This is a genomic window from Neptuniibacter marinus (genome assembly GCF_965223595.1).
GTDB lineage: Bacteria > Pseudomonadota > Gammaproteobacteria > Pseudomonadales > Balneatricaceae > Neptuniibacter > Neptuniibacter marinus.
Map to the genome: position 1 here is coordinate 3,607,490 of NZ_OZ245004.1, position 23,791 is coordinate 3,631,280.

A 23,791-nucleotide genomic window follows, 5' to 3' on the forward strand; every position below is an offset into this window, starting at 1 on the left:
ATGTCACAAAAGAATATCTTTCAGGATGTGTTAGCAGCACCCCTTGGTGATATGGTCGCCGAAATCGGTACAGGCATAGCTAATGCTCAGTACGCCATCGACGCTAAAACCATCGAAAACATGAAGGAAATCTACCGCAGTGATGATGAAACCATCACCGAGTTAAGAAACATCGGTTACCGCCCGACATGGTATGCTATCCCAGAGGCTACTGCTGAGATCAATATGGCCCTCTCATTGAGACAAACCTTAGACAACAATGGCAAACGAACCACTGAACTACAAGGCACGACCGTCGATGCTAGCTACCAAAATCAGTACGATTTTAATGTACAGGCCAGTAGCAAGCTGACCCTTAAGTTTTTACCTGTACCGGCACCGACACAGATCGATGATCTTAATATTGTCCCGAACATAACAGGACAACCTTTAGCTACTGCAAAAGTGCTACTCCAACGCTTAGGTATCAGTTTCAACCTCAGCCCTAAAAACGTATCTGATAGCAAAATCGTCACCGCCACAGATCCACAGGCAGGCGAACTGATAGAGGCTGATCAAGTCTTAACCATAAAGGTTTAACGGGTGAAGATTATGAATATTTCAGCTACCCAACTCGCTAATATGCTGCGAACCCTTGCCAATCAGTCATCACAACAAAGACAAAACGAGCAGCCAACTCCTGAGCAATCCCTACAGCAAGCATTAAATCCCGAACAATTACTAAGCTCACTAGGAAGCTCTTTATCATCACCTGGACAAAACGATCTACTGGGTAGCTCTGGATTACAAAACTCTCTTCGGCAACTAAGTAATCAATCCAACTTAGACGCCTCAAAGTTAAATGCACTATCGGAGCAATTAACACCCCATATAGAAAACGCGATCAAAAATGGGGATTTCTCCGACCAATAAAAAAAGACACTGTTTTAAAGCACAACATTGATGGATCAAATGCAGTAAATACCTATATAAAAAATTGGCTATAAATCGCCAGAAGGAGGCAACATGTGCAATCCAGGACAAGACGTTTCGACCGCGCTCTCGCGCGCTGGCAGAGATGGCTTAAACAACCGAATTACGCCCCAACAATCCCTGACGATTAATGCATTTGATCGTATTGTCGCCACACTTAGTGCACACCCTATTGATGAAGGTTACTTCTGGGATTCGGTTAACAGCCTTGAACACTACGTCGACCATACCGATTCATTTAACCGAGCACTTCGCGCCCAAGCATTTAGAACCTTTGCGGCTAGCCACACTCAAGACCAAGTAAACAATAATATCTGGAATGCCATCGGACGCCGCTACGCTAACATGAGTCAAGACCATCGAGGCACCCTTAATGTATTCCTGCGCGATAAAGTTAGAGACTCGTTAAGCGGTCAACTAGCTTGGGAAACCCATTCCCAAGCCGTCAGCATGATGGATCAAGCAGTTAGATCACTCAATGCGCTGGCCTCTAACGACACGCAACTACAAGAATGGAAAGCACGCTTACAAGCAATGCTATCCTCACCCGACCAAACCATTCAACGTGCAGGGCAGCAAGTCATGGACGGTCTAGGTATAGAATCGGTTGTCGCACTCGATAGCACCGAAAGAATGGCGAGCAGTATTCGCGCTACCAGCCGCTTAATCACAGACACCCTAGAAAACTTTCGCATTATAGCCCCGCAAAACCTGTTCAAGACCATCTCCCAACTTCCCGGCGCAAAAGAGAGCCTTATCCGCTCACTCGGCGCTAGTCAAAGCAGCTTTATTGTTCTCTGTATCAATCAAGCCGTCAGCCGAGGTGAATCACAACTTAGTACCGAAAGTTGGGTACGGTCAATATCTGGTATCACTGCCGGCATAGCGGTAGGTATCATTACCGGAGGGGCAGGCACCCCCGCAGTGCTCGGTTTCCTCGCCGGTGCTAGCACTAGTGCAGTTATGGGTCTTCCCGGCTTACTTCAATCGATCCGTGCCGTTGATGAAGCACGTATAGGTGAGGCTTCCGGCGTTATGGATGATCAAGCTATTGAACGAGCAAGCTCAGCCCAAAACTGGTCGACCGGCACCTACATTGCTGGGATATTGATACCTAATGGTGCAGGTAGTTACGTTAGTAGCCGAATAATTGACTCTAATACCGCTTTAGCAGCAGGAGTAGCCGTTGGTGCGGGACTATCAACTATATTAGAAATCATTGGCGCGCTTGCCCCTTCCAGCCGCGAAAGCGCAGGTTTTACGGCCCTATGGGAAAAACTTAACTCGATGACGCCAGAAGCACGGGAAGAGTACTCAACAGCTTTCGATACGGTTATGGAACAGAAAAATATTCCACAAAGCGCCAGACCTGCGGTACTTGCCGCCTTTGTTGAAAATAACTTAGCATCGTTAGATAAAACCGCATCAAAAGCAAGTAAAGATCTAGAAAGTTATTGTGATCAATTGGGCCGTCAGCAATAGATAAAAAATTTATTACAGAAAGACTTAGGCACAAAGGAAAACAAACGCTATAATACGCCCATCTGGGGATGACTTGGCTTCGACGCTGATTACAAAACCTTAGGTGCATGTCGAGAATGTAGTGATTCTCGTAAATCCCTCACTACACAGTTATAGTTGCAAACGACGATAACTACGCTCTAGCCGCATAAGTCGGCTTGTGCCGCTCCTTCAGGTGTCTGTAACTAGAGGATTTTGCGGTATCATTCGAGACAGAATCGCCCGGACGCTTTGCCTCAAGCTGAACGGTTAAAACTAAAGAGGCTCGCCCATAACACCCTGGCTCTCGGGTCGTGACGGGTTAATTAAATAGAGAAGCCTAAACATGTAGATCTTGAGGCGGAGGATTGACGGACGCGGGTTCGACCCCCGCCATCTCCACCAAATTGATAAACGAAGACGTCCTAGGGCGTCTTTTTTTATGCCTGAACCCCTTGAATCTCCTCACTTCCACACCTAACATCATTCTTAGGGGTTCCGAACATATCCTCAAAAAGCCCCCACCCTTGGGGGCTTTACTGGGGGCCTTTGCATTCCCACGCATGAGCATGGGAACGAGGTGAAACCAACCTCACACACTGCGTTAGTTCATTACGGGCTTAGCTTAACAGCAGTCCCAGTGGCTACTAAAAATAGCATTGACTTACCACTTCCACTAATTTCAGAATAATTCAGTGATACGCCAATCACAGCATTAGCATTTAAAGAAACTGCAATTTTCCTGAGTTCCATCAAACACTCCTGTTTAGCTTCACCTAATGCGTTTTGATAAGCTTTACTTCTTCCTCCTACCATATCTCTAACAGCCACAAACACATCTTTAAAAACATTCATACCGATTACACATTCAGCAGAAACTATATCGAGCGTTTCAACCACTGGGCGTGTTTCGACGTATGGCGCTGTTGTTAAAATCACCTCCAACAAATGTGGCTCTGCTTTTAAAGCATCTTGTCGACTAGCAACCTTCTCCAATAGCCCGTCTACTATCTCAGGAACTAGGTTAATACCCAACGTTCCAGCCTCGATAACTTTGGAGACAACGATTTGCCCTCTCAACAGCTCAACATTAACTAAGATTCCAGCCTTTTCAGTCATCAACTCTATTAATTGATCAACTGTTTCAATATTTTCACCATCAACGCCAATGATGAAATCATCTTTATATATACCCGCTTTCTGCCCAGCACTGCCCTCTGCTGGAACAGCTACAACCTGCAATCCAATCATTATTTAAATCCATTTTGGTAAAAATTCAGTCAGATTTCGCATAAAACAATGCACCTATAAACAGCCCACACTCAATGCGTAGCTGCAGAAATCGAATACTGGCTAATTGCGATTAATTTAACCTAGTGTAAACACAAACGGCAGCATCCATTCTGACGGAGCGCGGTTAGCACAAGCTTCAGCTAAAGAATGGCAAAGCTGGAAGTGACAAGCACTCCCCCACTTGGCTCCCACGCTCTGCGTGGTAGCCGATAGCGTCGCCGTATTGAACAGCCTGACTTGCATTCCCACGCAGGAGCATAGGAACGAGCTGAAACCAATCTCACACACTGCGCTCTACGCTTAATCCGGTTAGACCATCACCTTTTAATCATTCACAACAATTTCACTCAAACCATGCTTTTCAGCAAATTCTGTTAGTTTGCCGGTTTGCTTCATGGTTAAAAGGAAATCATTTATCTCTTGTAACCAGTCCAGTTCGCCTTTGGGAACTGCATAGGCATATTCCGTAGGTGCGAGTGACTCCTTAGGCTTAAAAAGCACTGCCCATGAGGTGAGCTGTGTCATTCTTTTTCCGTAGGGATAGTCCGCCATAAATACATCCGCTCGGCCACTTAGCACTTCCTGTTCTCGGGCTTTAAAGCTGTCCACTACTGTGACTTTAGCGTTTTTAATATAGCGCTTAATAACCGGTTCCATAAAGGTTCCACTTTGTACAACCACTACATTGCCATGTTCATCTATATCTTCCCAGCTAGATATATACTGGCTATCTTTTGTACCTACCGCATAAATATCACTTTTTAGATAAGGGGCTGAAAACTCCATATACGGCTTACGACTTTCCCTTACACCTATGCCGTGCATTGCGATATCGCAGGTGTCATTGGATAAATTCTCAACTAAGCTAGAGAAAGAGCTCTCCACAAATCTTAGCTTTACAGCCATAAAAGCAGACAGTTCCCTAGCCATATCAATGTCGATGCCTTCGAGGCGGCCAGTTCTGGGGGTTTTATAACTAATGGCAAAATAATCAGGCCAATAGCACACTTTAAGCTCGCCTAATTCACGTATTTTTTCACCTCTTAAGCTTGAAGCAGCAGACTGATTTATCAGCAACACTAGACACAATGCTATAAGGTGAATTAGCCTACATTTATACTTAGTTGCTCTCATTTATATAATCCATTACGCCCTAAGTTTTTCCCGTTGCATTACTAATAACAAACATAATTCTTCGTTATACTCAGTATGATCGACACTATCGAGCCAAATCTGAATGAAAGATTATAGCGCTATTAAATCCCGATCCATTACAAAATGGATATTTTCAGGTGTAATAAGCTCCATACTCTTAATCGCCAGTGTCTTATGGTTTAGCCTTATTCAAAGCATAACAGAGCGTACCGAGCGATCGGTTCTCTATGCAAGAATGATTGAGGCCACGGTCACACGAACATTAGAAGCACTCGAGATCAGCCTTCTCTCGTTATCAGATGAATTAGAAGCTCACGAAGCAAGCCCTGCTCATTTCAACGATGTGCGCGAAAGAGCATTAAATGTTCTCAATTTTGCCCCCCAATTAAGACAAATCGTCATAATAAAAAACAATAAAACGATTGTTAATACTAATACTGACAATAGCGAAAACCCAATAAATAATATTAACTTAGAGATATTAGGCTTTAAAAAAACACCGTCTAATGCCTATAGTCTTGGTCTTAATATAGGGACAACGATCAAAGGACGTTACTTACCAACCACCTACGAATACCCCGATGAATCCGCACGGCTTGAGCTTATTCCGATCGGCTTTTCGACCCGCACACATTCAGGGGAGGATCTGCTGATTATTGCCGCATTTAATTCCAATTACCTAATTCGATATATTAAAGACCTCGATATAGAAAAAAATGATGATGTTTATTTGATTGATTTTCATGGCAACGCGCTTATTCAAACAGGTTTGTTTGGCCCCAACAGAGAGAGCATTACCCAGCATCTATCAACCGTTTTAGATAATGGAGAAGATGAGGATATCAGTATCAACGCATCATCCTATTTCCCCACTTACACCACCACTACGCGACTCTCAACAAAATACCCCTTAGCGGTCGCCATTGTCACCAATTTTGAAGATACCTTTTTTCTTTGGGTAAAACGGAAAAGCACCTTCCTCTTAGTTATTGGCTTAGCCATTGTCACGCTCATTGTTGGTGCTATTTATATCGTTAGAATGAATAAAAAAGCATTCGCGATGAGGGAAAATGTCCACTTATTATCTGAAGTCGTCGAAAAGAACCCGACCGCTATTATCATTACCGACAATACCGGTGATATTCAGTATGTGAACAGAAGTTTTGAGCAGATCACTGGATATAAGAAGAATGATGTATTAGGGCAAACCCCACGCATTCTCAAATCAGGCCATATGCCTGAACCACAATATGACGATATGTGGCAAAAGCTTAAAAGAGGTAAAAGCTGGTATGGGGAATTTCATAATAGACGTAAAAACGGTTTACTCTATTGGGAAAGAGCATCCATCAGCCCGCTCATTAATGATGATAATGAGATCACCCACTATATTGCCCTGAAGCAAGAGATTACAGAGGAGCGCAAAGCTCAAAACAAACTGCGTTTAGCTTCAGCAGTCTTTAATGCAGCTGCCGAAGCTATATTGGTAACCGATGCAAAAAACCGTATACAAATGGTGAACCCATCCTTTCAAAAGATCACGGGTTACTCTGAAGCAGAAATTATTGGCCAAACCCCTGCGATATTAAAATCGGGTAAACATAGCCCTCAGTTCTATAAAGACATGTATGAACAGCTCAACAGCAAGCATAAGTGGGAAGGTGAGATCTGGAATAAACGAAAAAATGGGGAGCTTTATCCTCAGTGGATCGTGATCTCCTGTCGCTTAGACTTAGATAAAAACATTGAAGGATATGTCGCACTGTTTAGCGATATTACAAAAAGAAAAAGTGATGAGGCAATTATTCTTCATCAAGCAAATTATGACGCATTAACAGGTTTGCCTAACAGGCATTTATTTGAAGATCGCTTAAAACAATCTCAAAAACTTTGCCAAAGAAACAAGACAGAAGCCGCGCTCTTTTTTATCAACTTAGATCGCTTTAAATATGTAAACGATACATTTGGTCACCTCGCAGGGGATCTATTGCTGAAATCAGTCTCTACACGACTAGAAGCCTGCATTCGCAAAAGTGATACCGTAGCGCGCTTAGGAGGGGATGAGTTTGCAATCATCATTTCTGAGATAAACCACACAAGCGTTGTTGAAAAAATCGCTAAGAAAATTCTAGCCAGCTTAACTCAGCCTTTTATATTGGAAGGTAATCACGCCTATATTTCTTGCAGTATTGGTATAGTAACGCATAGCTGTGATGCCACGACTTCAGAACAGCTTATCGCCAACGCAGATAGCGCTATGTACAAGGCGAAAACGAAAGGACGCAATCGGTACGAGTTTTTTGATAAAGACCTAAGCACTAAAAACAAAGAACGTAACTTGCTAGAAAACGATATTTATAATGCCATTGAACGTAACGAATTCTATCTAACTTACCAACCTATATGGAGCATTGATGGTAAACATATACGTTCAATAGAAGCATTAATAAGATGGCAGCATCCCCAGAAAGGCCTTATACCACCCTCTAATTTTATCCCTATTGCTGAAGAATCAGGACAAATCTTAGCTATAGGTGAATGGGTAATTAAAGAGGCTTGCAAGTTTGCTCAGATACTCAGAAAAGAGGTAACGAATCCTCCCTCAGTGAGCATCAATATTTCCAGTGTTCAATTTATGGAAGGCCGTGTAGCCGAGATAATACAAAGGGAGTTAGCTGCCAATAACCTGCCAGGCTCAAGCTTAGTCGCAGAAATTACAGAAAGCGTTCTTTTATCAGAGAAAGAAAATATTTATACGCAGCTTAAAGAGATTGTCGTTGTAGGCGTAGACCTTGCGATAGATGACTTTGGTACAGGATACTCATCCCTTAGCTATCTGAAAAAGTATCCCATTAAAAGACTAAAAGTTGATAAAATCTTTATCGATGAAATTGCTTCGGATATGGATGATCAAGCGTTAGTATCGGGCATCTTATCTCTAGCTGAATCTTTATCACTATTAACGATAATTGAAGGGATCGAGACAGAGAGTCAATTAGCTATAATAAGAGGCTTAGGCTCCCCTATGATACAAGGTTATTTGTTTTCCAAACCGATTAAAGGGGAACAAATACTTGAGTTATTAGACAACAAAGCATAAATTGATTTTTTGATAATATGATTACCTCTTGGTAAGAAAAACATTCAATATATGCTCTAATTCTAAACCCCGTGCTGACATTTAAGGTAATACAGCACAATTACAAACACTTTCCGCAGAGCAGCACGAGAATAAGCAAGCCACACACCTTTAGTTTTAATTGAGCATAGTTATTGAATGACCTTTGCAATATAATTTACTGTAGCTCAATAAGAGGTACGGGATGCGGATATCATTACGTGGTGACGATGGGCTAACAAACTGGTCGAAACATGGATAGCAGACAGGCTTTGAACTTTATACTCATCCTTATTAGCGCCTCTATGGTTATGGCTGGGTTATATCTCAACCTCAATCATCACGACAATTCCACCGCATTAATTTTAATAGGCGCGGGTGCGAGTAGTCTTATTCCCCATTATTATTTTTCCAGTAAAGCTAAACAATTACATACCGTTAATTCATCAAGCCATACAGCACAAAGCTTTCAAGATACATTTGAAAAAGCCGCTATTGGATTAGCCCATGTAGATCTACAAGGTAAGTTTATTCGTGTAAACAGTAACCTATGCCAGTTTTTAGGTTACCCAGAACAGGAACTCCTCGAAACCACTTTTCAATCCCTCTCCCTTCCCGACGACTTGGAAGAAAGCTTTAGATGGATCAGAGCTGTTTTAGCTGGCGAAGAGGTTGAAGATTTCTCTAAGATCAAACGTTACTATCATAAAGATGGTCGTTTAGTTTGGGCAAAACTTACAACAACACTAGTTAAAAATGAGCTCAACGAGCCTGATTACTTCGTCTCTTCCATTCAAGATATATCAGACCTAAAAAATACAGAGATGCTTCTTCGTCAATCAGAAGAGAAATTTAAAACAATTATAGAAGCGGTATCTGATGAAGTTGTTATATGGATGTCGACACTAGGTATGCAAGAGATGCTCTATGTAAACCAAGGGTTCGAAAAACAATGGGGACGCTCGGTTGACACATTATATGAAAACCCAAAAAGCTTTTTAGATATTATCCATCCCGATGACAAAGACGCAGTTGAACAAATATTTACACTAAGCCCCGATAGCAACTGGAATATAGACTTTCGCATCATCCGAGATGATGGCGAAATACGTCATATTCATAACGTCGGCTTTGGTATCCTTGAAAACGGTGAACCTCTTTATCTTGTCGGCTCGGCTGTTGACCGTACCGATATAATGAATCGTCAGCAGCAGCTAGACGAATCTATTCTCAAGCTTGAAGCGGCTTATAAATCGTTAGAGCAGCTGTCACAAAAAGACGGACTGACCGGTGTCTTCAATCGCACAACATTTTTAGAACATCTCAGCGATGCTCATGAACGCTATAAGCGTTATAAAACACCCGCAACATTAATTTTTATCGACCTTAATCAATTCAAAGCGATTAATGATAATCATGGTCATATCACCGGGGACAATACGCTAATAGCTCTCGCTAATAAGCTATCAGAAAATATTAGACAAACCGATGTTCTCGGCCGCTATGGTGGAGATGAGTTTGTAGTTCTGCTTAACAATAGTTCAATTGAACATGCTCAAGAGTTTTTTAACCGCGTAGGTAATAGCATTCAGGTCGATTGCAACTTATCCGGCAAGCCCCTGAGAATTGGTATCTCTTATGGTGCATATGAAATTGATCCTACCGTGGAGACTCTTCAGCAATGGATATCCCATGCCGATATTTCGATGTATAAAGATAAAGGAACGCACTCCAGTTAGCCAAAACGCCTAACCTATACAATTGATGTTTTATCCCGCTTCACATAAGCTCATCTCATACCTTGCTGGAGTCGGAACATGCATCAACCTAGCCCTATCATCTTACAGAACAACCCTCCATTTTTAGATGAAATAGATCTAACAAACACTCAGCTAGCCGAAAAAAGTGTTTACTTAAAAACACTTAAGAAATCACAAAAAAAGATACTCAGTGTCCAGCAAGCTTATTACCACCAAAAGCGTCGAGCTATTTTGGTCTTTGAAGGTTGGGATGCCAGCGGTAAAGGGGGGGCTATAAGGCGCTTAACTGAAAAATTAGATCCTCGTGGCGTAAACGTTCACCCAATAGGTACGCCAACCCCTGAAGAACAAAGTAAGCATTACCTATATCGCTTCCAAACTCGCTTACCCAAAGCGGGGACGCTCGCACTTTTTGATCGCTCTTGGTATGGCCGAGTTTTAGTAGAGCGGGTTGAAGGTTTCGCTTCAGAACAGGAGTGGCAACGCGCTTATCAAGAGATCAACGAATTTGAACGTAGCCTTATTGATGACGGTGTAAAGATCATAAAGATCTTTATGCACATTAGCCCAGAAGAACAACTTAAGCGATTTGAAGAGCGATTAAATAATCCGGTAAAACGCTGGAAGCTAACCAGTGAAGATATTAGAAATCGTGCAAAATGGACAGACTATCATCAAGCCATTAATGATATGTTTAAATATACTTCTACAGAAGCTGCGCCTTGGCACATCATTCCGGCAAATCATAAATGGTATGCCCGCACTGATGTCCTAAAAATCATAGAGGCACAACTATCTGAAGGCATGGATATAAGCCCACCTCCCTTAGATCCAGCGATGATTCAAGAAGCCTATGAAGCTTTAGGTATAAAAATTTCTGATTAATCTCTCTTTGCAACAATTCTGAAATAATTAGTCGTCATTATTAGTCTCAATTACAAAGAGGCTAATAAATATGACAGAAAATACTTTAAAAACTCAGCTGAAACAGTTGCTGAATCGTGGTTACTCAGAGATTGACGTTTTAAACTTAGGCATTGCACCTAAGCATCTAATTGATCAAGCTATTTCCGAATACAAAGCTGATCAACGTATTCAAGACCAAACACTAAGTACTCAACATAATCAGGCAAGCTTCGCTATGCGCTTAGGTGGTTAATTTAGCCACCTCCCCTCCTTTTGAATCATTTTCCTATTATCTTTAGCAATATTCATTTCTTCTATTGATTTCATTCAGATACAATTCACCTCGTTTGGTGTATTAATGTTAGCTACTTGAGGAGAGTAATGACTCACCTCCAAGGGTGGCAGGCTGATTTTTGTGGGGGAAGGCCCGTTAGTCCCAATAACAAATTGATGAGCACTTATAGGAAAATTACAATGAAAAAAGTACTTATTGCAGCAGCAGCTGCTACTTTGATGTTACCTACTGCAGCTATGGCTGAGCGTGATGGCCTAACTGTATACAACACCAAATGTGGTGTATGCCATGCTTCAGGCGCCGCTGGCGCACCTAAAGTAGGTGACGCAGCAGATTGGGGCGCACGTGCAACACAAGGTATGGATACCCTATTAGCGACTGCTAAAAAAGGTAAAGGGGCTATGCCTCCTTCAGGTCTATGTATGGATTGTAACGATAACGAACTTAAGTCCGCTATCCAATACATGTTAGACAACTCAAAATAAGCACTGAATTCACATAAAAAAACCGCCAAATTAAGGCGGTTTTTTTGTCTCAAGCCACTCGCTAAAATATTTCCGTCGGCGAAAGGTTACGTAGCTCACCTGTAGGATCACCCTCCTCTCTCGCTTGAATTTTCTCTAACAACTCCTGATCTTTACCCTTTTGTACAATAATTTCTACGCGGCGATTTTTAATTCTATTCGCCGGGGTCGTATTAGGAGCGAGAGGTTTGGTATCAGCATAACCTAATACCCTAAAGCGTGACTGCTCAATACGCGGATCACCAAACAACTCGTGGGCAACCGCCAATGCACGTGCTACGGAAAGGTCCCAGTTAGATTCAAAACGGCGTCCAGCATAAGGAATATTATCACTATGCCCTTCAATCGCTACATTGCCTTTCACATCTAACAACACATCTCTAATCTTGGCTAACACTGGGATAGATTCATATTTCAACTCTGCAGAACCTGAATCGAAAGAGCCTTTCTCTTTAATACGAATAATAATTTTTTTACCATCCGTTTCAACTTCGACGCTGCCATCACCGATCTCTTCTGCCAACGCTGCGGCAAACTCAACCGCCTCCTCTTTTGCCTGCTGTTCTTGCTCTTTTTGCAATGCCTGATCAATACCGGCTTCTAGATCCGGTGTATCACTCTCACCTTCTTTTGAACGGACATCTAATGTATTCATATCATTATTGACCGTCATCTGACGGACTTCGTTCAAGGGAGTAGGTTCGGGACGACCTGGACTAAACTCTTGGGCAATAATAGAGGTGCCTTTAGGTATATCTTCAACCTTAATCTGGTTTTGCACACCAAAGGCTTCACGCATTGAACCCGCAAGCTGCTTAAACTTCAGCACATCCATCTCTGAAAAAGATAGAAGCAAAACAAAGAAACACATCAACAGCGACATTAAATCGCCAAAAGTTGCTAACCAACCAGGTAACCCTGCAGGACAGGGGGGGCATTCATGTTCTTCGGTATCATCACTCATTGCTCAGCTCCTTACCGAATTAACCTTCAGCCGCTGCACGTTTTTTCTCTGGCAGATAGTTTCTCAACATCTGTTCGATCACACGTGGATTTTGACCTGCTTGAATAGCCAATAAACCATCAATAACTAAAGACGCATTGAGCGCCTCTTCATCTTTTCTGACATTAAGTTTATCTGCCATAGGTAGAGCAATCATCGTTGCAAGCATGGCGCCATAAAGCGTTGTCAGAAGTGCTACGGCCATGGCTGGACCAATAGACTTTGGATCGCTCATGTTAGAAAGCATCTGCACTAAACCAACCAAAGTACCTATCATACCCATTGAAGGGCCGACATCCCCCACAGCAGAAAAAACTGATGCGCCGAATTCATGACGGTCACTGGTTAATTTCGCTTCTTTCTTCAGCAACGTTTTGACCACTTCAGGGTCATGGCCATCAACCAATAACTGAATCCCCCGTTGCATAAAGTCACTACTAACCGTTTTATCCTCTAAAGAAAGCAACCCCCCTTTACGTGCGGCATCCGCTAACTCAACGGTCTCGGCAATAATATCCTCAGGGTTTAAAGACTTATACATGAAGGCTTTGGCAGCCACTTTACCTGCACCAAGAAACTGACCTAAGGTAAACTTCATCAATACAACAAAAATACTACCGCCAATAACAATCAATAATGACGGCGGATTGACAAAAACACCTGGATCACCACCCGTTACAATTGCGGCGACGACAATACCAAAACCGCCTAATAAACCGACGAGCGTAGCTATATCCACTCAGGACTCCTTAATACCAGCCAATAAACACTGTTCAAGCCTTACCTAACGAACTGCTTATCATAGCAAAAAAGTCTCAACAATCACCCACTCTTCATAGGTTTAACGGTTATTCTTTAGGTATAATTGATTCTAGGCCGATGCTTCGGTAAGTTTAGCCCTTTCAATGTGGATTTATTCCCATGCCTCGTAAAAACAAAACAACCGATTTTGAGCAATCCTTGCAGGAACTCGAATCAATAGTCACACAAATGGAACAGGGAGACCTATCTTTAGAGGACTCTCTTAAAGCATTTGAAGAGGGCGTCAGCCTCACTCGCGAATGCCAAAATATCCTTGCACAAGCAGAGCAGAAAGTGCAGCTGTTAATCGAATCAGGCGGTGAGCTAAAAACAGAGCCATTTGAGCCTGAAGAGGATCGCTGATTTGGAGATTCAGAGCCTGCTCAACCAATACAGCGAACGTGTCGATAGTTATCTTAAAACATGCATAGTACAAAAAAGTATCGATCCGATTTTACAAGAGTCGATGCTCTATTCGCTTTTTAATGGCGGCAAGCGTGTCAGACCCACCTTAGTATATATGGTTAATACTATGCTGGGTGGTGAGATGTCCTATGCTGACAGCGTAGCTGCGGCAATAGAGTGTATTCATAGCTATTCGTTAGTACACGATGACTTACCGGCCATGGACGATGACGACCTAAGACGGGGCAAACCAACTTGTCATATCGCCTATAATGAAGCAACCGCAATATTGGCTGGCGATGCGTTGCAAAGCCTAGCCTTTGAACTGATCGCTGTAGATAAGTATCTTTCTGCCGACGCTAAAGTTCAGCTCGTAAAAGAGATCAGCATCGCTTCCGGCTATCAAGGTATGGCCGTGGGTCAATCCTTTGATCTACGCAATGTAGGAAAACCTTTAACCATCGCGCAGTTAGAAACTATGCATCAACATAAAACAGGAGCTCTTCTAAAATGCTCTGTCATTATGGGTGCAATCACTAGCGGTAAAGCTGATCAAGACCAGCTCATTGCATTAACCGATTATGCGCGAGCCATAGGCTTAGCTTTCCAAGTTCAAGATGACATTCTAGATATTGAGGGTGACTCTACTGTGATAGGAAAGCCCCAAGGCTCGGATATGGCGCAAAACAAACCCACCTATCCTGCACTATTAGGCCTTGAAGGTGCTAAGCTGAAGCTACAACAACTACACGAAGATGCTAAACAAGCTTTAGCCCCATTTGGTTCAGAAGCATCTGAACTCAAAGCCTTGGCTGATTTTATCGTTCATCGCGATCATTAACTGTAAAAGACCCTTTATGTTTCTCACAATTCCCCCATCTCGTCCTAGTACCCCCCTGCTAGATCAGATTAATGATCCGGACCAATTACGGCAGTTGTCCGCTGAAAAGCTACCTGAACTGGCTGAACAGCTTAGAGCGTTTTTACTCTATAGCGTTGGACAGAGTGGTGGGCATTTTGGTGCAGGACTTGGGGTTGTAGAGTTAACCATCGCTTTACACTATCTATTAAACACCCCTGAGGATCATCTGGTTTGGGATGTAGGTCATCAATCTTATCCCCATAAAATTTTGACTGAGCGTCGAGATAGCATGCTAAAAATCCGTCAAAAAGGCGGGCCATCGCCCTTCCCTAAACGCGCTGAAAGTATCTATGATGATTTCGGCGTGGGGCACTCCAGTACCTCAATAAGCGCTGCATTAGGCATGGCGATAGCCGATAAGTTAAAGGGCTTAAAGAACAAGACAGTTGCCGTCATTGGTGATGGTGCTATGACAGCAGGTATGGCTTTTGAAGCGCTCAACCATGCCGCGCATACCGACACTAACCTGCTTGTAATTCTAAATGATAACGATATGTCGATCTCTCAAAACGAGGGTGGTCTGGCAACCTATTTAGCTAAAAATATAAAACACAAAACTGAAGGCGAAACGACCGCCGCACTTTTTGAAGCCTTAGATTTTGAATACACAGGCCCTATAGATGGCCATGACCTACCCTTACTATTAGCAAAACTTTCAGACGTATTAGCCAAATCAGGTCCGCAATTCCTTCACCTTATTACGAAAAAGGGCAAAGGGTTTAAACCTGCAGAAGAAGACCCTGTGGGCTACCATGCGATCACCAAGATAAACCCGATCCACCAGCCAAAAGAAAAGAAGGTTACGTATTCTAATATTTTTGGCCGCTGGATCTGCCATATGGCAGAGTCTCATCCCGACCTAACAGCAATAACCCCCGCAATGAAAGAAGGCTCCGATCTCGTTGAATTTGCCAACCGCTTCCCTGCTCGATTTTTTGATGTGGCTATCGCAGAACAACACGCACTAACCCTTGCGGCGGGAATGGCTTGCCAGAAGATAAAACCGGTCGTTGCTATCTACTCCACCTTTTTACAACGGGCCTATGACCAGCTTGTTCATGATATATCAATCCAGGAGCTCGACATTCTACTGGCAATAGATCGCGCAGGACTTGTTGGTGAGGATGGTTCGACCCATAGCGGCGTACTTGATATTAGTATGCTTCGCTGCTTACCTAAGACCGTCATTATGACGCCCTCGAACGCTCAAGAGCTGCGTAACATGCTCTACACGGGTTACCTTTATAAAGGGCTAGCGAGTGTAAGGTACCCAAGAGGGTCAGCGATTGCCCATGTAGATGGTGAGATGGAAGCGCTCGATATTGGCCGCAGCCAGCTAATCACTACAGGTAAAAAAGTGGCGCTACTAAACTTTGGACCACTCCTAGAAACAGCACAAGCTGTTTCTGACAAACATGGCTACAGCTTAGTAGATATGCGTTTTGTGAAGCCGATTGACAGTGAAATGATTACAGAATTGGCAAATTCACACCAACTACTCGTCACTATAGAAGATCACAGCATTATTGGTGGCGCAGGATCAGAAGTAAGCGAGTATTTACACCGAACTAAAAGTAGCACACAACTCTTAACTTTAGGCATTCCTGATAAATGGATAGGCCATGCCACTAGATCGGAGCAACTTACTCAATGTGGATTAGATGAAGCAGGCATAGAAAAGGCTATAGCGCATGCACTCAGCCATTAAATTTATAACCTGAGAAACGCAATAAACTGCAAAACTATTGCCGCAAACACCCCAGCAATAACATCATCCAGCATCACTCCTAGCCCCCCGGAAACTTTTTGATCGGCCCATTTTATCGGCCAAGGTTTCCAAATATCAAAGATTCGAAACAGGACAAAACCTATAATAATCCACCAAAAGCCAGCGGGTGCTAAGGTCATCGTAATCCAGAAACCAACGAACTCATCCCAGACAATACCACCATGATCATGTACACCAATATCTTTACTGGTACGGTCACACAGCCAAATCCCAATCAATGTTGTTACGACCAACATTAAAAGATACCAAGGCAAGCTCAATTGCTGAAACCAGAAATAAGGAATGACAGCAGCCAGTGTACCAAACGTGCCCGGCGCCCATGGCGCTGCCCCACTCCCTAAACCGAAGGCTAAAAAGTGGATAGGGTTTTTCCAAACACTTGCCGGTACTTTATTCACGTACACTCCTCACTTAGTCATCTGTTCGCTGAAAATGATCGTAACCGGAGCCCTGTATCTGACAAGGTTCTCCTCGAAGAAATAGCTCGATATCCGCCCGATCTGTCACTTTGCCTATAACAGCCACAGGAACGGATAACTGCGATAAAAGAGCAAGATAATTAGGTGGGAGCGTAAAACACAACTCAAAGTCCTCCCCTCCCGTCAGTGCCCATTGACGAGCATTCTCCTCGCCAAACGTGGAAATGAGCTGGGATGAGATTGGCACCGCTTCTAACTGTAAACGTGCTCCTAAACCACCACTCGCTTTTAGAATATGCGAAAGGTCGGACAATAAGCCATCGGATATATCAATACAGCTACTGGCTTTACCTAACAGTACTTTACCAAGCTCAATACGTGGCGTCGGCGCATAAAAGCGTTCGAGTAGATAGTCTGCATAGCTATGATCCTCAAAGCCATTCAGCAAACCTTCTAAACCACCTCGACTATCACCTAAGCAACCACTGACACAGATAAGATCATCGACTTTAGCCCCTGCACGCGTTAAGCGGTGATCATGCGGTAGGAAACCATGTACTTGTGCAGAGAGTGCTAACGGCCCTTTTGTAGTATCACCCCCTACAAGCGAAACACTGTATTCAGCACACAACTGCGCCAAGCGACGGCTAAACAACAGTAGCCAATCATCTTCTGCTTTTGGCAGTGTAAGCGCTAAAGTAATCCACGCAGGCGTTGCCCCCATTGCAGCTAAATCACTTAACGCCGAGCCAAAAATTCGACTAGCGAGTAGATCAGCAGGGGTACCTTCAAGAAAGTGTGTACCCTGAACAAGCGTATCAATAGATACAGCTAACTGATAACCGGCAGGCACAGAAAGTACAGCACAATCATCACCTATGCCTAGTGCAACAGAAGCATCCGTAGATGCTTCTGCAAAGTAGCGCTGAATCAGCTCAAACTCACCTAGTGACATGGAGTTTAAGACTTGCGCTGACGTTGATCTCGGATCTCAGCCATACGGACGCGCTGAGCCAATTTATCTAATACACCATTAACATAACGATGACTGTCAGTCGCACCAAACTTCTTAGCTAACTCAACACTCTCATTAATGGCCACACGGTAAGGTACCTCAATACGCTGGGCAAGCTCAAAGGCACCAATACGAAGAACTGTCAGCTCAATTGGATCAAGCTCTTCAACTTGGCGATCAAGGAAATCAAGATAAGACTTATCTAGATCACTTTTTGCACCGGCAATACCATGCAGAAGCTCAGAAAATAGTTTGATATCCGTATCACGCATATCATTATCAACTCTAAACTGTGCTTCTATCTCGTTCACCGGTTGTCCAGCGATTTCCCACTGATACAAGGCTTGCAGCGCATAACTACGTGCATTACGACGCTGTGTGGTTAAAGATAGTTTTTTCTTAGTCGCTGGTTTATTTTCGTTGTCACTCATCTAAAATCAAACCTCAAGTTGCTTAAGCAAACTAACCATCTCTATTGCAGATAGTGCAGCTTCAGCCCCTTTATTGCCCATTTTAGTGCCTGAGCGTTCAACGGCTTGCTCAATACTGTTAACCGTTAAAATACCGTTAGCAACAGGCACATCATAGTCCAAAGAGACCTGAGCTACGCCTTTAGAGCTTTCACCAGATACATATTCAAAATGTGGTGTACCACCACGAATCACTGCACCCAATGCGATAATCGCATCATCTTTTTTCTGGGCAGCAAGACGTTTCACAGCCAACGGAATTTCAAAAGCACCCGGCACACGGATAACACGAATATTTTCTTCGTTGATACCATGGCGTTTAAGGGTATCAATTGCACCCTCTAATAAGCTTTCTACAACAAATGCGTTAAAACGACCGACTACGATAGCGTAGTTGCCGTCAGCGTTCACAAAATCACCTTCGATGGTTTTCACAGCCATGATTCAAGTACCGGTCTAATTAGTCTTCACAAGGAATATATTTTTCAATCTCAAGATCAAACCCAGAGATCGCATTAAACTTCATTGGTGCACTGAGTAAGTTCATTTTACCTACACCCAGGTCACGCAGTATTTGTGAGCCTGTTCCTACCGTTAGGTAGGCACCTGATGCACTCACGTTTACTTTTGATTTCTGATGACTATTAAGCATAAGCTCCAATGAGTCACCTATATCAATTTTTTCGCCATTATCTAACAGTAGAACAACACCTTGACCTTCTTTCGCTACGCGCTCTAAGGCTTTACGCATTGTCCACTTCGGCTCTTCACCCGACATAACGGCACCTACTACATCACGTAAGACCTCATTACGATTATGTACACGTACATAAGTGGGCTCATCTTCTTTAATCTCACCCAACGTCATCGCTAGATGAGTGCAGTTCTGAATCTCATCTTTGTAGGTAATATAGTTGAACTCACCATACTCAGTAGACATCACACCCGCATTTTCGCGCTGTACTGTATGCTCATTGGCCGTCCGGTAGTGGATCAAATCCGCAATCGTACCGATCTTTAGATTATGCTTTTGAGCAAACTCTTCTAAATCTGGACGGCGCGCCATAGTGCCATCATCATTCATCACTTCCACAATCGCTGCCGCTGGGGTGAAACCTGCCATACGCGCTAGATCACAACCTGCTTCAGTATGTCCCGCTCGGCTCAATACACCACCGGGCTGGGCCATCAAAGGAAAGATATGGCCCGGCTGAACAATATCGTCAACTGTAGCATCCGCTTTAACCGCTGTTCGAACTGTATGTGCACGATCCGCAGCAGAAATACCCGTTGTTACCCCTTCTGCCGCCTCAATAGACAACGTAAAGTTGGTCGCAAACTGAGCACCATTACTTTGAACCATCAACGGCAGCTTCAATTGTTCGCAGCGCTCTCGGGTCAACGTTAAGCAGATAAGGCCGCGGGCGTGCGTTGCCATGAAATTAATATCATCAGCACGAACCATTTCCGCCGCAATGATTAGATCACCTTCATTTTCACGATCTTCATCATCCATCAAGATAACCATCTTACCTTGACGAATATCTTCCAATAATTCTTCTGGTGTATTTAGTTTCATCAAATTTATACCATCGTTAGCGGTTAAAGCCGCAAGCCATCAACGTTTCCATTGTTAAACCTTGATCACTTTGTTCATTATTAATATCTTGAGTATGACCCAATAGACGCTCTAAATAGCGAGCAATAATATCCACTTCTAAATGGATCAAACGCCCGGGCACATACTCCATCATAATTGTTTCTTGCGCTGTATGAGGCACAATATTCAACTCAAAGCACTCACCGTCAATAGCATTCAGCGTCAAGCTAATACCATCAACCGTCACTGATCCTTTAGCTGCTAAATAACGCTGTAAGTTTTTCGGCGCTTTAACACTAAAACGTATAGAGCGTGCATCTTCTTGCCGAGAGACAATCTCACCTAAACCATCTACATGCCCAGTGACAATATGCCCACCTAAGCGACTGGTCGGCATCAATGCTTTTTCAAGATTAACACGTTCACCTATACTCAATGTATGAAAACGAGTATGAGCTAATGTCTCACGCGAGACATCCGCAATAAAGCCATCACCCGGTAATTCAACAGCGGTCAAACAGACCCCGTTAGTTGCAATACTGTCACCTAGCTTAACATCGCCAAGATCTAAATTTCCGGTACGCACATACAGACGCATATCGCCTGACTGCTCCTCGATTGAGGCAATGGAACCCACTGCTTCAATTATTCCGGTAAACATCTACTGTTCTCCATACACTGGTGTTAATACCAGCTTTAGATCGCTACCCATCATCCGACTATCGATCTGCTTTAATTGGATCTGCTCAGCCATTTTCGTCAACGGCAAACTGAAGGTTGGCCTGGCATCACTGCCAAGTAGTTTCATCGCTATATAAAGATGTAATTCATCCACTAGACCTTGTGCCATAAAAGCACCGGCCAACATTGCCCCCGTCTCAACGAGAAGGTCATTACATTGTTCATTTTTTACCAGCCACTCAAGCAATGCATTCAATGAGACTCGATCTTGTTCGTCAGGTAAAAGCACTATTTCAGCGCCTTCACTTTCTAATGCTCGATGTAATCCTTGATCGGTAGAACAGGTCGCTATTAGCGTACGCCCAGGCTGTTTTAGAATTTTAGCTGTTGTTGGGGTACGTAAAGATGAATCTAACACAACCCTTAGTGGCTGTTGCTTTATGATCTCCGCCGCGTCAGGTAAACCTAACTGCTCTTCACGTACCGTTAGAGCCGAATCATCATGGATAATCGATTCCACACCGGTAACAATAACTGAACTTTGCGCTCGTAATTTTTGTACATCTCGACGCGCAGCCGGCCCTGTTATCCATTGAGATTCCCCAGAGGACATAGCGGTACGACCATCAAGGCTTGAAGCCAACTTTACCCTAACAAACGGTTTGCCTGTCTCCATACGCTTGATAAAACCTGGGTTCAGCGCTCGGGCTTCAGCTTGAAGCAAACCCGATGAGGCTTGGATTCCAGCCTTGTACAGCATCTCTATACCTCGACCAGCTACTTGAGGGTTTGGGTCAACCATCGCGGATACAACACGAACAACCCCAGCCTTAATTAAACCCTCTGCACAAGGAGGCGTTCTACCGTAATGACTACAAGGCTCAAGCGTAACATAAGCCGTAGCGCCCTTAGCATCATTACCCGCTTGAGCAAGGGCATTCACTTCAGCATGTCCCTCACCGGCTCTAAAATGAAAGCCCTCACCGACAATCACATCATTTTTAACTAAAACACAGCCTACCCGTGGGTTGGGGTGGGTGGTATACAAGCCTTTACGCGCTAATTGAATGGCCCGTGCCATATACTCACGATCAGCAATAGACCACTGTGGATCGATAAGAGACACTTAATTTCCACCCTCTTTATGCTGTTCAGATAAGCGTTCAATCTCTTCTTTAAACTCATTTATATCTTGAAAGCTTCGATAGACTGAAGCAAAGCGAACATAAGCAACTTCGTCTAATTTACGGAGCTCCGACATCACCTCTTCGCCCACCTGCCTAGAGGGCAACTCCCGCTCACCCGTCGCTCTTAAACACTGCTTAATACGACTTATTGATGCTTCAACTTCTTCAATAGATACAGGACGTTTTTCTAGCGCACGATGAATACCTGCACGTAACTTTTCATCATCGAAAGGTTGACGAGATCCATCGGCTTTAATTAAACGAGGCATAAGAAGCTCGGCAGCTTCATAGGTAGTAAAACGTTCAGTACAATTTACACATTCGCGGCGACGACGTACCTGCTGGCCTTCTGCCACCAGCCGGGAGTCGACTACTTTGGTTTCAGTGGCATTACAAAATGGACAATGCATCAACCTTTCCTGCGTAAAGAGCGAGGGATATCAGCGCTGAATTAATCAACTAACATCCCGAATATTGGGGTATTTTTTTGTTCTTACATATAGAAAATAAAGAGAACAAAAAGGGGCTGTCTAAAGAACTTGCAAGCAAGTTCGGGACAGCCCCGCGATTGTACATTTTTCCGGCTATAAGTTATAGCCGGTTATAGAGATTACTTATATACAGGGTAGCGTGCACAGATCTCTTTAACTTGAGATTTAACCCGTGTAATAACCTCTTCATTGTTGATATCGTCAAGAATATCGCAGATCCAGTTTGTAAGATCTGTAACTTCAGCTTCTTTAAAGCCGCGACGAGTAACAGCAGGTGTACCTATACGTAAGCCAGAAGTCACAAAAGGTGAACGTGGATCATTAGGCACTGAGTTTTTGTTAACAGTGATATTGGCACGACCTAACGCCGCATCAGCATCTTTACCAGTAAACTCTTTATCGATCAGATCAACAAGGAAAAGATGATCATCTGTTCCTTCAGAAACGATTTTAATGCCGCGTTTCATAAATGCACCAGCCATCGCCTGTGCATTCTTAACCACTTGAGCTTGATACTCTTTCCACTCAGGCTCCATCGCTTCTTTAAAGCAAACCGCTTTACCCGCGATAACGTGCATCAGAGGACCACCCTGAGACTCAGGGAAGACAGCGAAGTTTAGCTTTTTCTGCAACTCCTCATCCGCACGCGCGGATAAGATCAAACCACCACGAGGACCACCTAAGGTTTTATGCGTTGTTGTTGTAACAACATCAGCGATACCTATAGGAGAAGGATAAACACCCGCAGCGACTAAACCGGCAACATGGGCCATATCAACAAACAGAGACGCACCCACTTTATCCGCGATATCACGAAAACGCTGCCAATCAACTACACGTGAATAAGCAGAGAAGCCCGCAACAATCATTGTTGGCTTATGCTCAAGCGCTAGACGCTCAACGTCATCGTAGTCGATTTCACCTGTATCTGGGTTCAAACCGTACTGAACCGCATTATAGATACGACCAGAGAAAGAAACGGCTGCACCGTGAGTCAAGTGACCACCGTGCGCTAAGCTCATACCTAAAACGGTATCACCTGGCTTACAAAGCGCCATATAAACAGCCGCATTTGCCTGCGAACCTGAATGAGGCTGAACATTGGCATATGTCGCACCAAACAATTCTTTAGCACGATCAATCGCCAACTGCTCTACAACATCGACATGTTCACAGCCGCCATAGTAACGCTTGTTGGGATAACCTTCTGCGTACTTATTGGTCAGCGCAGAACCCTGAGCCTCCATTACGCGTGGGCTAGTATAGTTTTCTGACGCAATCAGTTCGATGTGCTCTTCCTGACGTACAGTTTCAGCCTGCATTGCAGACCATAGGTCCGCGTCAAAATCAGCGATTGTCATATCTTTGCTAAACATTGTATTTTCTGTCCCCTCAATACAATATGGGCTCTGTTCAACTGAAAACAGCAACGGTTAAACCGCTGATCAATTAGCAGCAACGAACAACTTAAGAATTGGGAAAGGC

24 protein-coding genes and 1 other RNA gene are annotated in these 23,791 nt (G+C 43.6%); 12 read left to right on the forward strand and 13 right to left on the reverse strand.

Annotated elements, in window-relative coordinates; translation table 11 throughout:
- The 4 genes from ACOQOE_RS17100 to ssrA all read left to right on the forward strand — a co-directional run bounded on the left by ACOQOE_RS17100 (position 1) and on the right by ssrA (position 2,877).
- Positions 1-579 carry a PASTA domain-containing protein gene (locus ACOQOE_RS17100; RefSeq protein ID WP_420554545.1) on the forward strand — a complete coding sequence of 193 codons (579 nt, stop codon included), beginning with the start codon at positions 1-3 and terminating at the stop codon, positions 577-579.
- Between the two features lie 12 nt (positions 580-591).
- Positions 592-912 carry a hypothetical protein gene (locus ACOQOE_RS17105; RefSeq protein WP_420554546.1) on the forward strand — a complete coding sequence of 107 codons (321 nt, stop codon included), beginning with the start codon at positions 592-594 and terminating at the stop codon, positions 910-912.
- A gap of 93 nt (positions 913-1,005) precedes the next feature.
- Positions 1,006-2,454 carry a hypothetical protein gene (locus ACOQOE_RS17110; RefSeq protein WP_420554547.1) on the forward strand — a complete coding sequence of 483 codons (1,449 nt, stop codon included), beginning with the start codon at positions 1,006-1,008 and terminating at the stop codon, positions 2,452-2,454.
- A gap of 64 nt (positions 2,455-2,518) precedes the next feature.
- Positions 2,519-2,877: a transfer-messenger RNA gene (ssrA, locus tag ACOQOE_RS17115) on the forward strand.
- 207 nt (positions 2,878-3,084) lie between these two features.
- Here the strand turns inward: ssrA and ACOQOE_RS17120 are convergent.
- A complete protein-coding gene (locus ACOQOE_RS17120) occupies positions 3,085-3,723 on the reverse strand; it encodes a heavy metal-binding domain-containing protein (RefSeq protein ID WP_420554548.1) in 639 nt (212 codons plus the stop codon).
- 366 nt (positions 3,724-4,089) lie between these two features.
- Positions 4,090-4,845 (reverse strand): ABC transporter substrate-binding protein, encoded by a 756-nt coding sequence (locus ACOQOE_RS17125; RefSeq protein WP_420554549.1) that lies wholly within the window; start codon positions 4,843-4,845, stop codon positions 4,090-4,092.
- Between the two features lie 157 nt (positions 4,846-5,002).
- Between ACOQOE_RS17125 and ACOQOE_RS17130 the strand changes: the two genes are divergently transcribed.
- From ACOQOE_RS17130 to ACOQOE_RS17150, 5 genes are all read left to right on the forward strand, one after another.
- Positions 5,003-8,020 (forward strand): EAL domain-containing protein, encoded by a 3,018-nt coding sequence (locus ACOQOE_RS17130; RefSeq protein WP_420554550.1) that lies wholly within the window; start codon positions 5,003-5,005, stop codon positions 8,018-8,020.
- Between the two features lie 272 nt (positions 8,021-8,292).
- Positions 8,293-9,777 (forward strand): diguanylate cyclase, encoded by a 1,485-nt coding sequence (locus tag ACOQOE_RS17135; protein ID WP_420554551.1) that lies wholly within the window; start codon positions 8,293-8,295, stop codon positions 9,775-9,777.
- A 78-nt stretch (positions 9,778-9,855) separates the two neighbouring features.
- A complete protein-coding gene (locus ACOQOE_RS17140; RefSeq protein WP_067862593.1) occupies positions 9,856-10,683 on the forward strand; it encodes a polyphosphate kinase 2 family protein in 828 nt (275 codons plus the stop codon).
- 70 nt (positions 10,684-10,753) lie between these two features.
- Entirely contained in the window at positions 10,754-10,957 is a 204-nt protein-coding gene (locus ACOQOE_RS17145; protein ID WP_067862595.1) for a hypothetical protein, read from the forward strand.
- Positions 10,958-11,178: 221 nt separating this feature from the next.
- The gene (locus ACOQOE_RS17150) at positions 11,179-11,484 is read left to right on the forward strand and encodes a c-type cytochrome (protein WP_420554552.1); all 306 of its coding nucleotides are present in this window, start codon (positions 11,179-11,181) and stop codon (positions 11,482-11,484) included.
- A gap of 61 nt (positions 11,485-11,545) precedes the next feature.
- On the opposite strand, the gene ACOQOE_RS17155 is transcribed toward ACOQOE_RS17150, so the two are convergent.
- The gene (locus ACOQOE_RS17155; protein WP_420554553.1) at positions 11,546-12,487 is read right to left on the reverse strand and encodes a flagellar motor protein MotB; all 942 of its coding nucleotides are present in this window, start codon (positions 12,485-12,487) and stop codon (positions 11,546-11,548) included.
- A gap of 19 nt (positions 12,488-12,506) precedes the next feature.
- Positions 12,507-13,265 carry a flagellar motor protein PomA gene (gene pomA, locus ACOQOE_RS17160; protein WP_067862601.1) on the reverse strand — a complete coding sequence of 253 codons (759 nt, stop codon included), beginning with the start codon at positions 13,263-13,265 and terminating at the stop codon, positions 12,507-12,509.
- Between the two features lie 182 nt (positions 13,266-13,447).
- On the opposite strand from pomA, the gene ACOQOE_RS17165 reads away from it, so the two are divergent.
- Genes ACOQOE_RS17165 through dxs form a run of 3 tightly spaced genes read left to right on the forward strand, consistent with a single transcriptional unit; the run spans position 13,448 to position 16,362 of the window.
- A complete protein-coding gene (locus ACOQOE_RS17165; RefSeq protein ID WP_067862604.1) occupies positions 13,448-13,690 on the forward strand; it encodes an exodeoxyribonuclease VII small subunit in 243 nt (80 codons plus the stop codon).
- Position 13,691: 1 nt separating this feature from the next.
- On the forward strand, positions 13,692-14,573 hold the full coding sequence (locus ACOQOE_RS17170) for a polyprenyl synthetase family protein (protein ID WP_067862606.1): 882 nt from the start codon (positions 13,692-13,694) through the stop codon (positions 14,571-14,573).
- Positions 14,574-14,589: 16 nt separating this feature from the next.
- The gene (gene dxs / locus ACOQOE_RS17175) at positions 14,590-16,362 is read left to right on the forward strand and encodes a 1-deoxy-D-xylulose-5-phosphate synthase (RefSeq protein ID WP_420554554.1); all 1,773 of its coding nucleotides are present in this window, start codon (positions 14,590-14,592) and stop codon (positions 16,360-16,362) included.
- Positions 16,363-16,364: 2 nt separating this feature from the next.
- Here dxs and ACOQOE_RS17180 read toward each other — a convergent pair whose 3' ends face one another.
- The 9 genes from ACOQOE_RS17180 to glyA form a co-directional block, all read right to left on the reverse strand.
- Positions 16,365-16,841: a phosphatidylglycerophosphatase A gene (locus ACOQOE_RS17180; protein ID WP_067862609.1), complete on the reverse strand. Its 477-nt coding sequence runs from the start codon at positions 16,839-16,841 to the stop codon at positions 16,365-16,367.
- 13 nt (positions 16,842-16,854) lie between these two features.
- Positions 16,855-17,817 (reverse strand): thiamine-phosphate kinase, encoded by a 963-nt coding sequence (gene thiL / locus ACOQOE_RS17185; RefSeq protein ID WP_420554555.1) that lies wholly within the window; start codon positions 17,815-17,817, stop codon positions 16,855-16,857.
- Between the two features lie 5 nt (positions 17,818-17,822).
- Positions 17,823-18,308 (reverse strand): transcription antitermination factor NusB, encoded by a 486-nt coding sequence (gene nusB / locus ACOQOE_RS17190; protein ID WP_067862613.1) that lies wholly within the window; start codon positions 18,306-18,308, stop codon positions 17,823-17,825.
- A 6-nt stretch (positions 18,309-18,314) separates the two neighbouring features.
- Positions 18,315-18,788, reverse strand: coding sequence for a 6,7-dimethyl-8-ribityllumazine synthase (gene ribE / locus ACOQOE_RS17195; RefSeq protein WP_067862615.1), 474 nt, complete (start codon positions 18,786-18,788; stop codon positions 18,315-18,317).
- Between the two features lie 19 nt (positions 18,789-18,807).
- Positions 18,808-19,926, reverse strand: coding sequence for a bifunctional 3,4-dihydroxy-2-butanone-4-phosphate synthase/GTP cyclohydrolase II (gene ribBA, locus ACOQOE_RS17200; RefSeq protein WP_420554556.1), 1,119 nt, complete (start codon positions 19,924-19,926; stop codon positions 18,808-18,810).
- Positions 19,927-19,942: 16 nt separating this feature from the next.
- Positions 19,943-20,608 (reverse strand): riboflavin synthase, encoded by a 666-nt coding sequence (locus tag ACOQOE_RS17205; RefSeq protein ID WP_067862618.1) that lies wholly within the window; start codon positions 20,606-20,608, stop codon positions 19,943-19,945.
- Positions 20,609-21,709: a bifunctional diaminohydroxyphosphoribosylaminopyrimidine deaminase/5-amino-6-(5-phosphoribosylamino)uracil reductase RibD gene (ribD, locus tag ACOQOE_RS17210; RefSeq protein ID WP_420555495.1), complete on the reverse strand. Its 1,101-nt coding sequence runs from the start codon at positions 21,707-21,709 to the stop codon at positions 20,609-20,611.
- A 45-nt stretch (positions 21,710-21,754) separates the two neighbouring features.
- Positions 21,755-22,225, reverse strand: coding sequence for a transcriptional regulator NrdR (gene nrdR / locus ACOQOE_RS17215; protein ID WP_067862620.1), 471 nt, complete (start codon positions 22,223-22,225; stop codon positions 21,755-21,757).
- Positions 22,226-22,425: 200 nt separating this feature from the next.
- The gene (gene glyA, locus ACOQOE_RS17220; protein ID WP_420554557.1) at positions 22,426-23,682 is read right to left on the reverse strand and encodes a serine hydroxymethyltransferase; all 1,257 of its coding nucleotides are present in this window, start codon (positions 23,680-23,682) and stop codon (positions 22,426-22,428) included.
- Between the last annotated feature and the right edge of the window lie 109 nt (positions 23,683-23,791).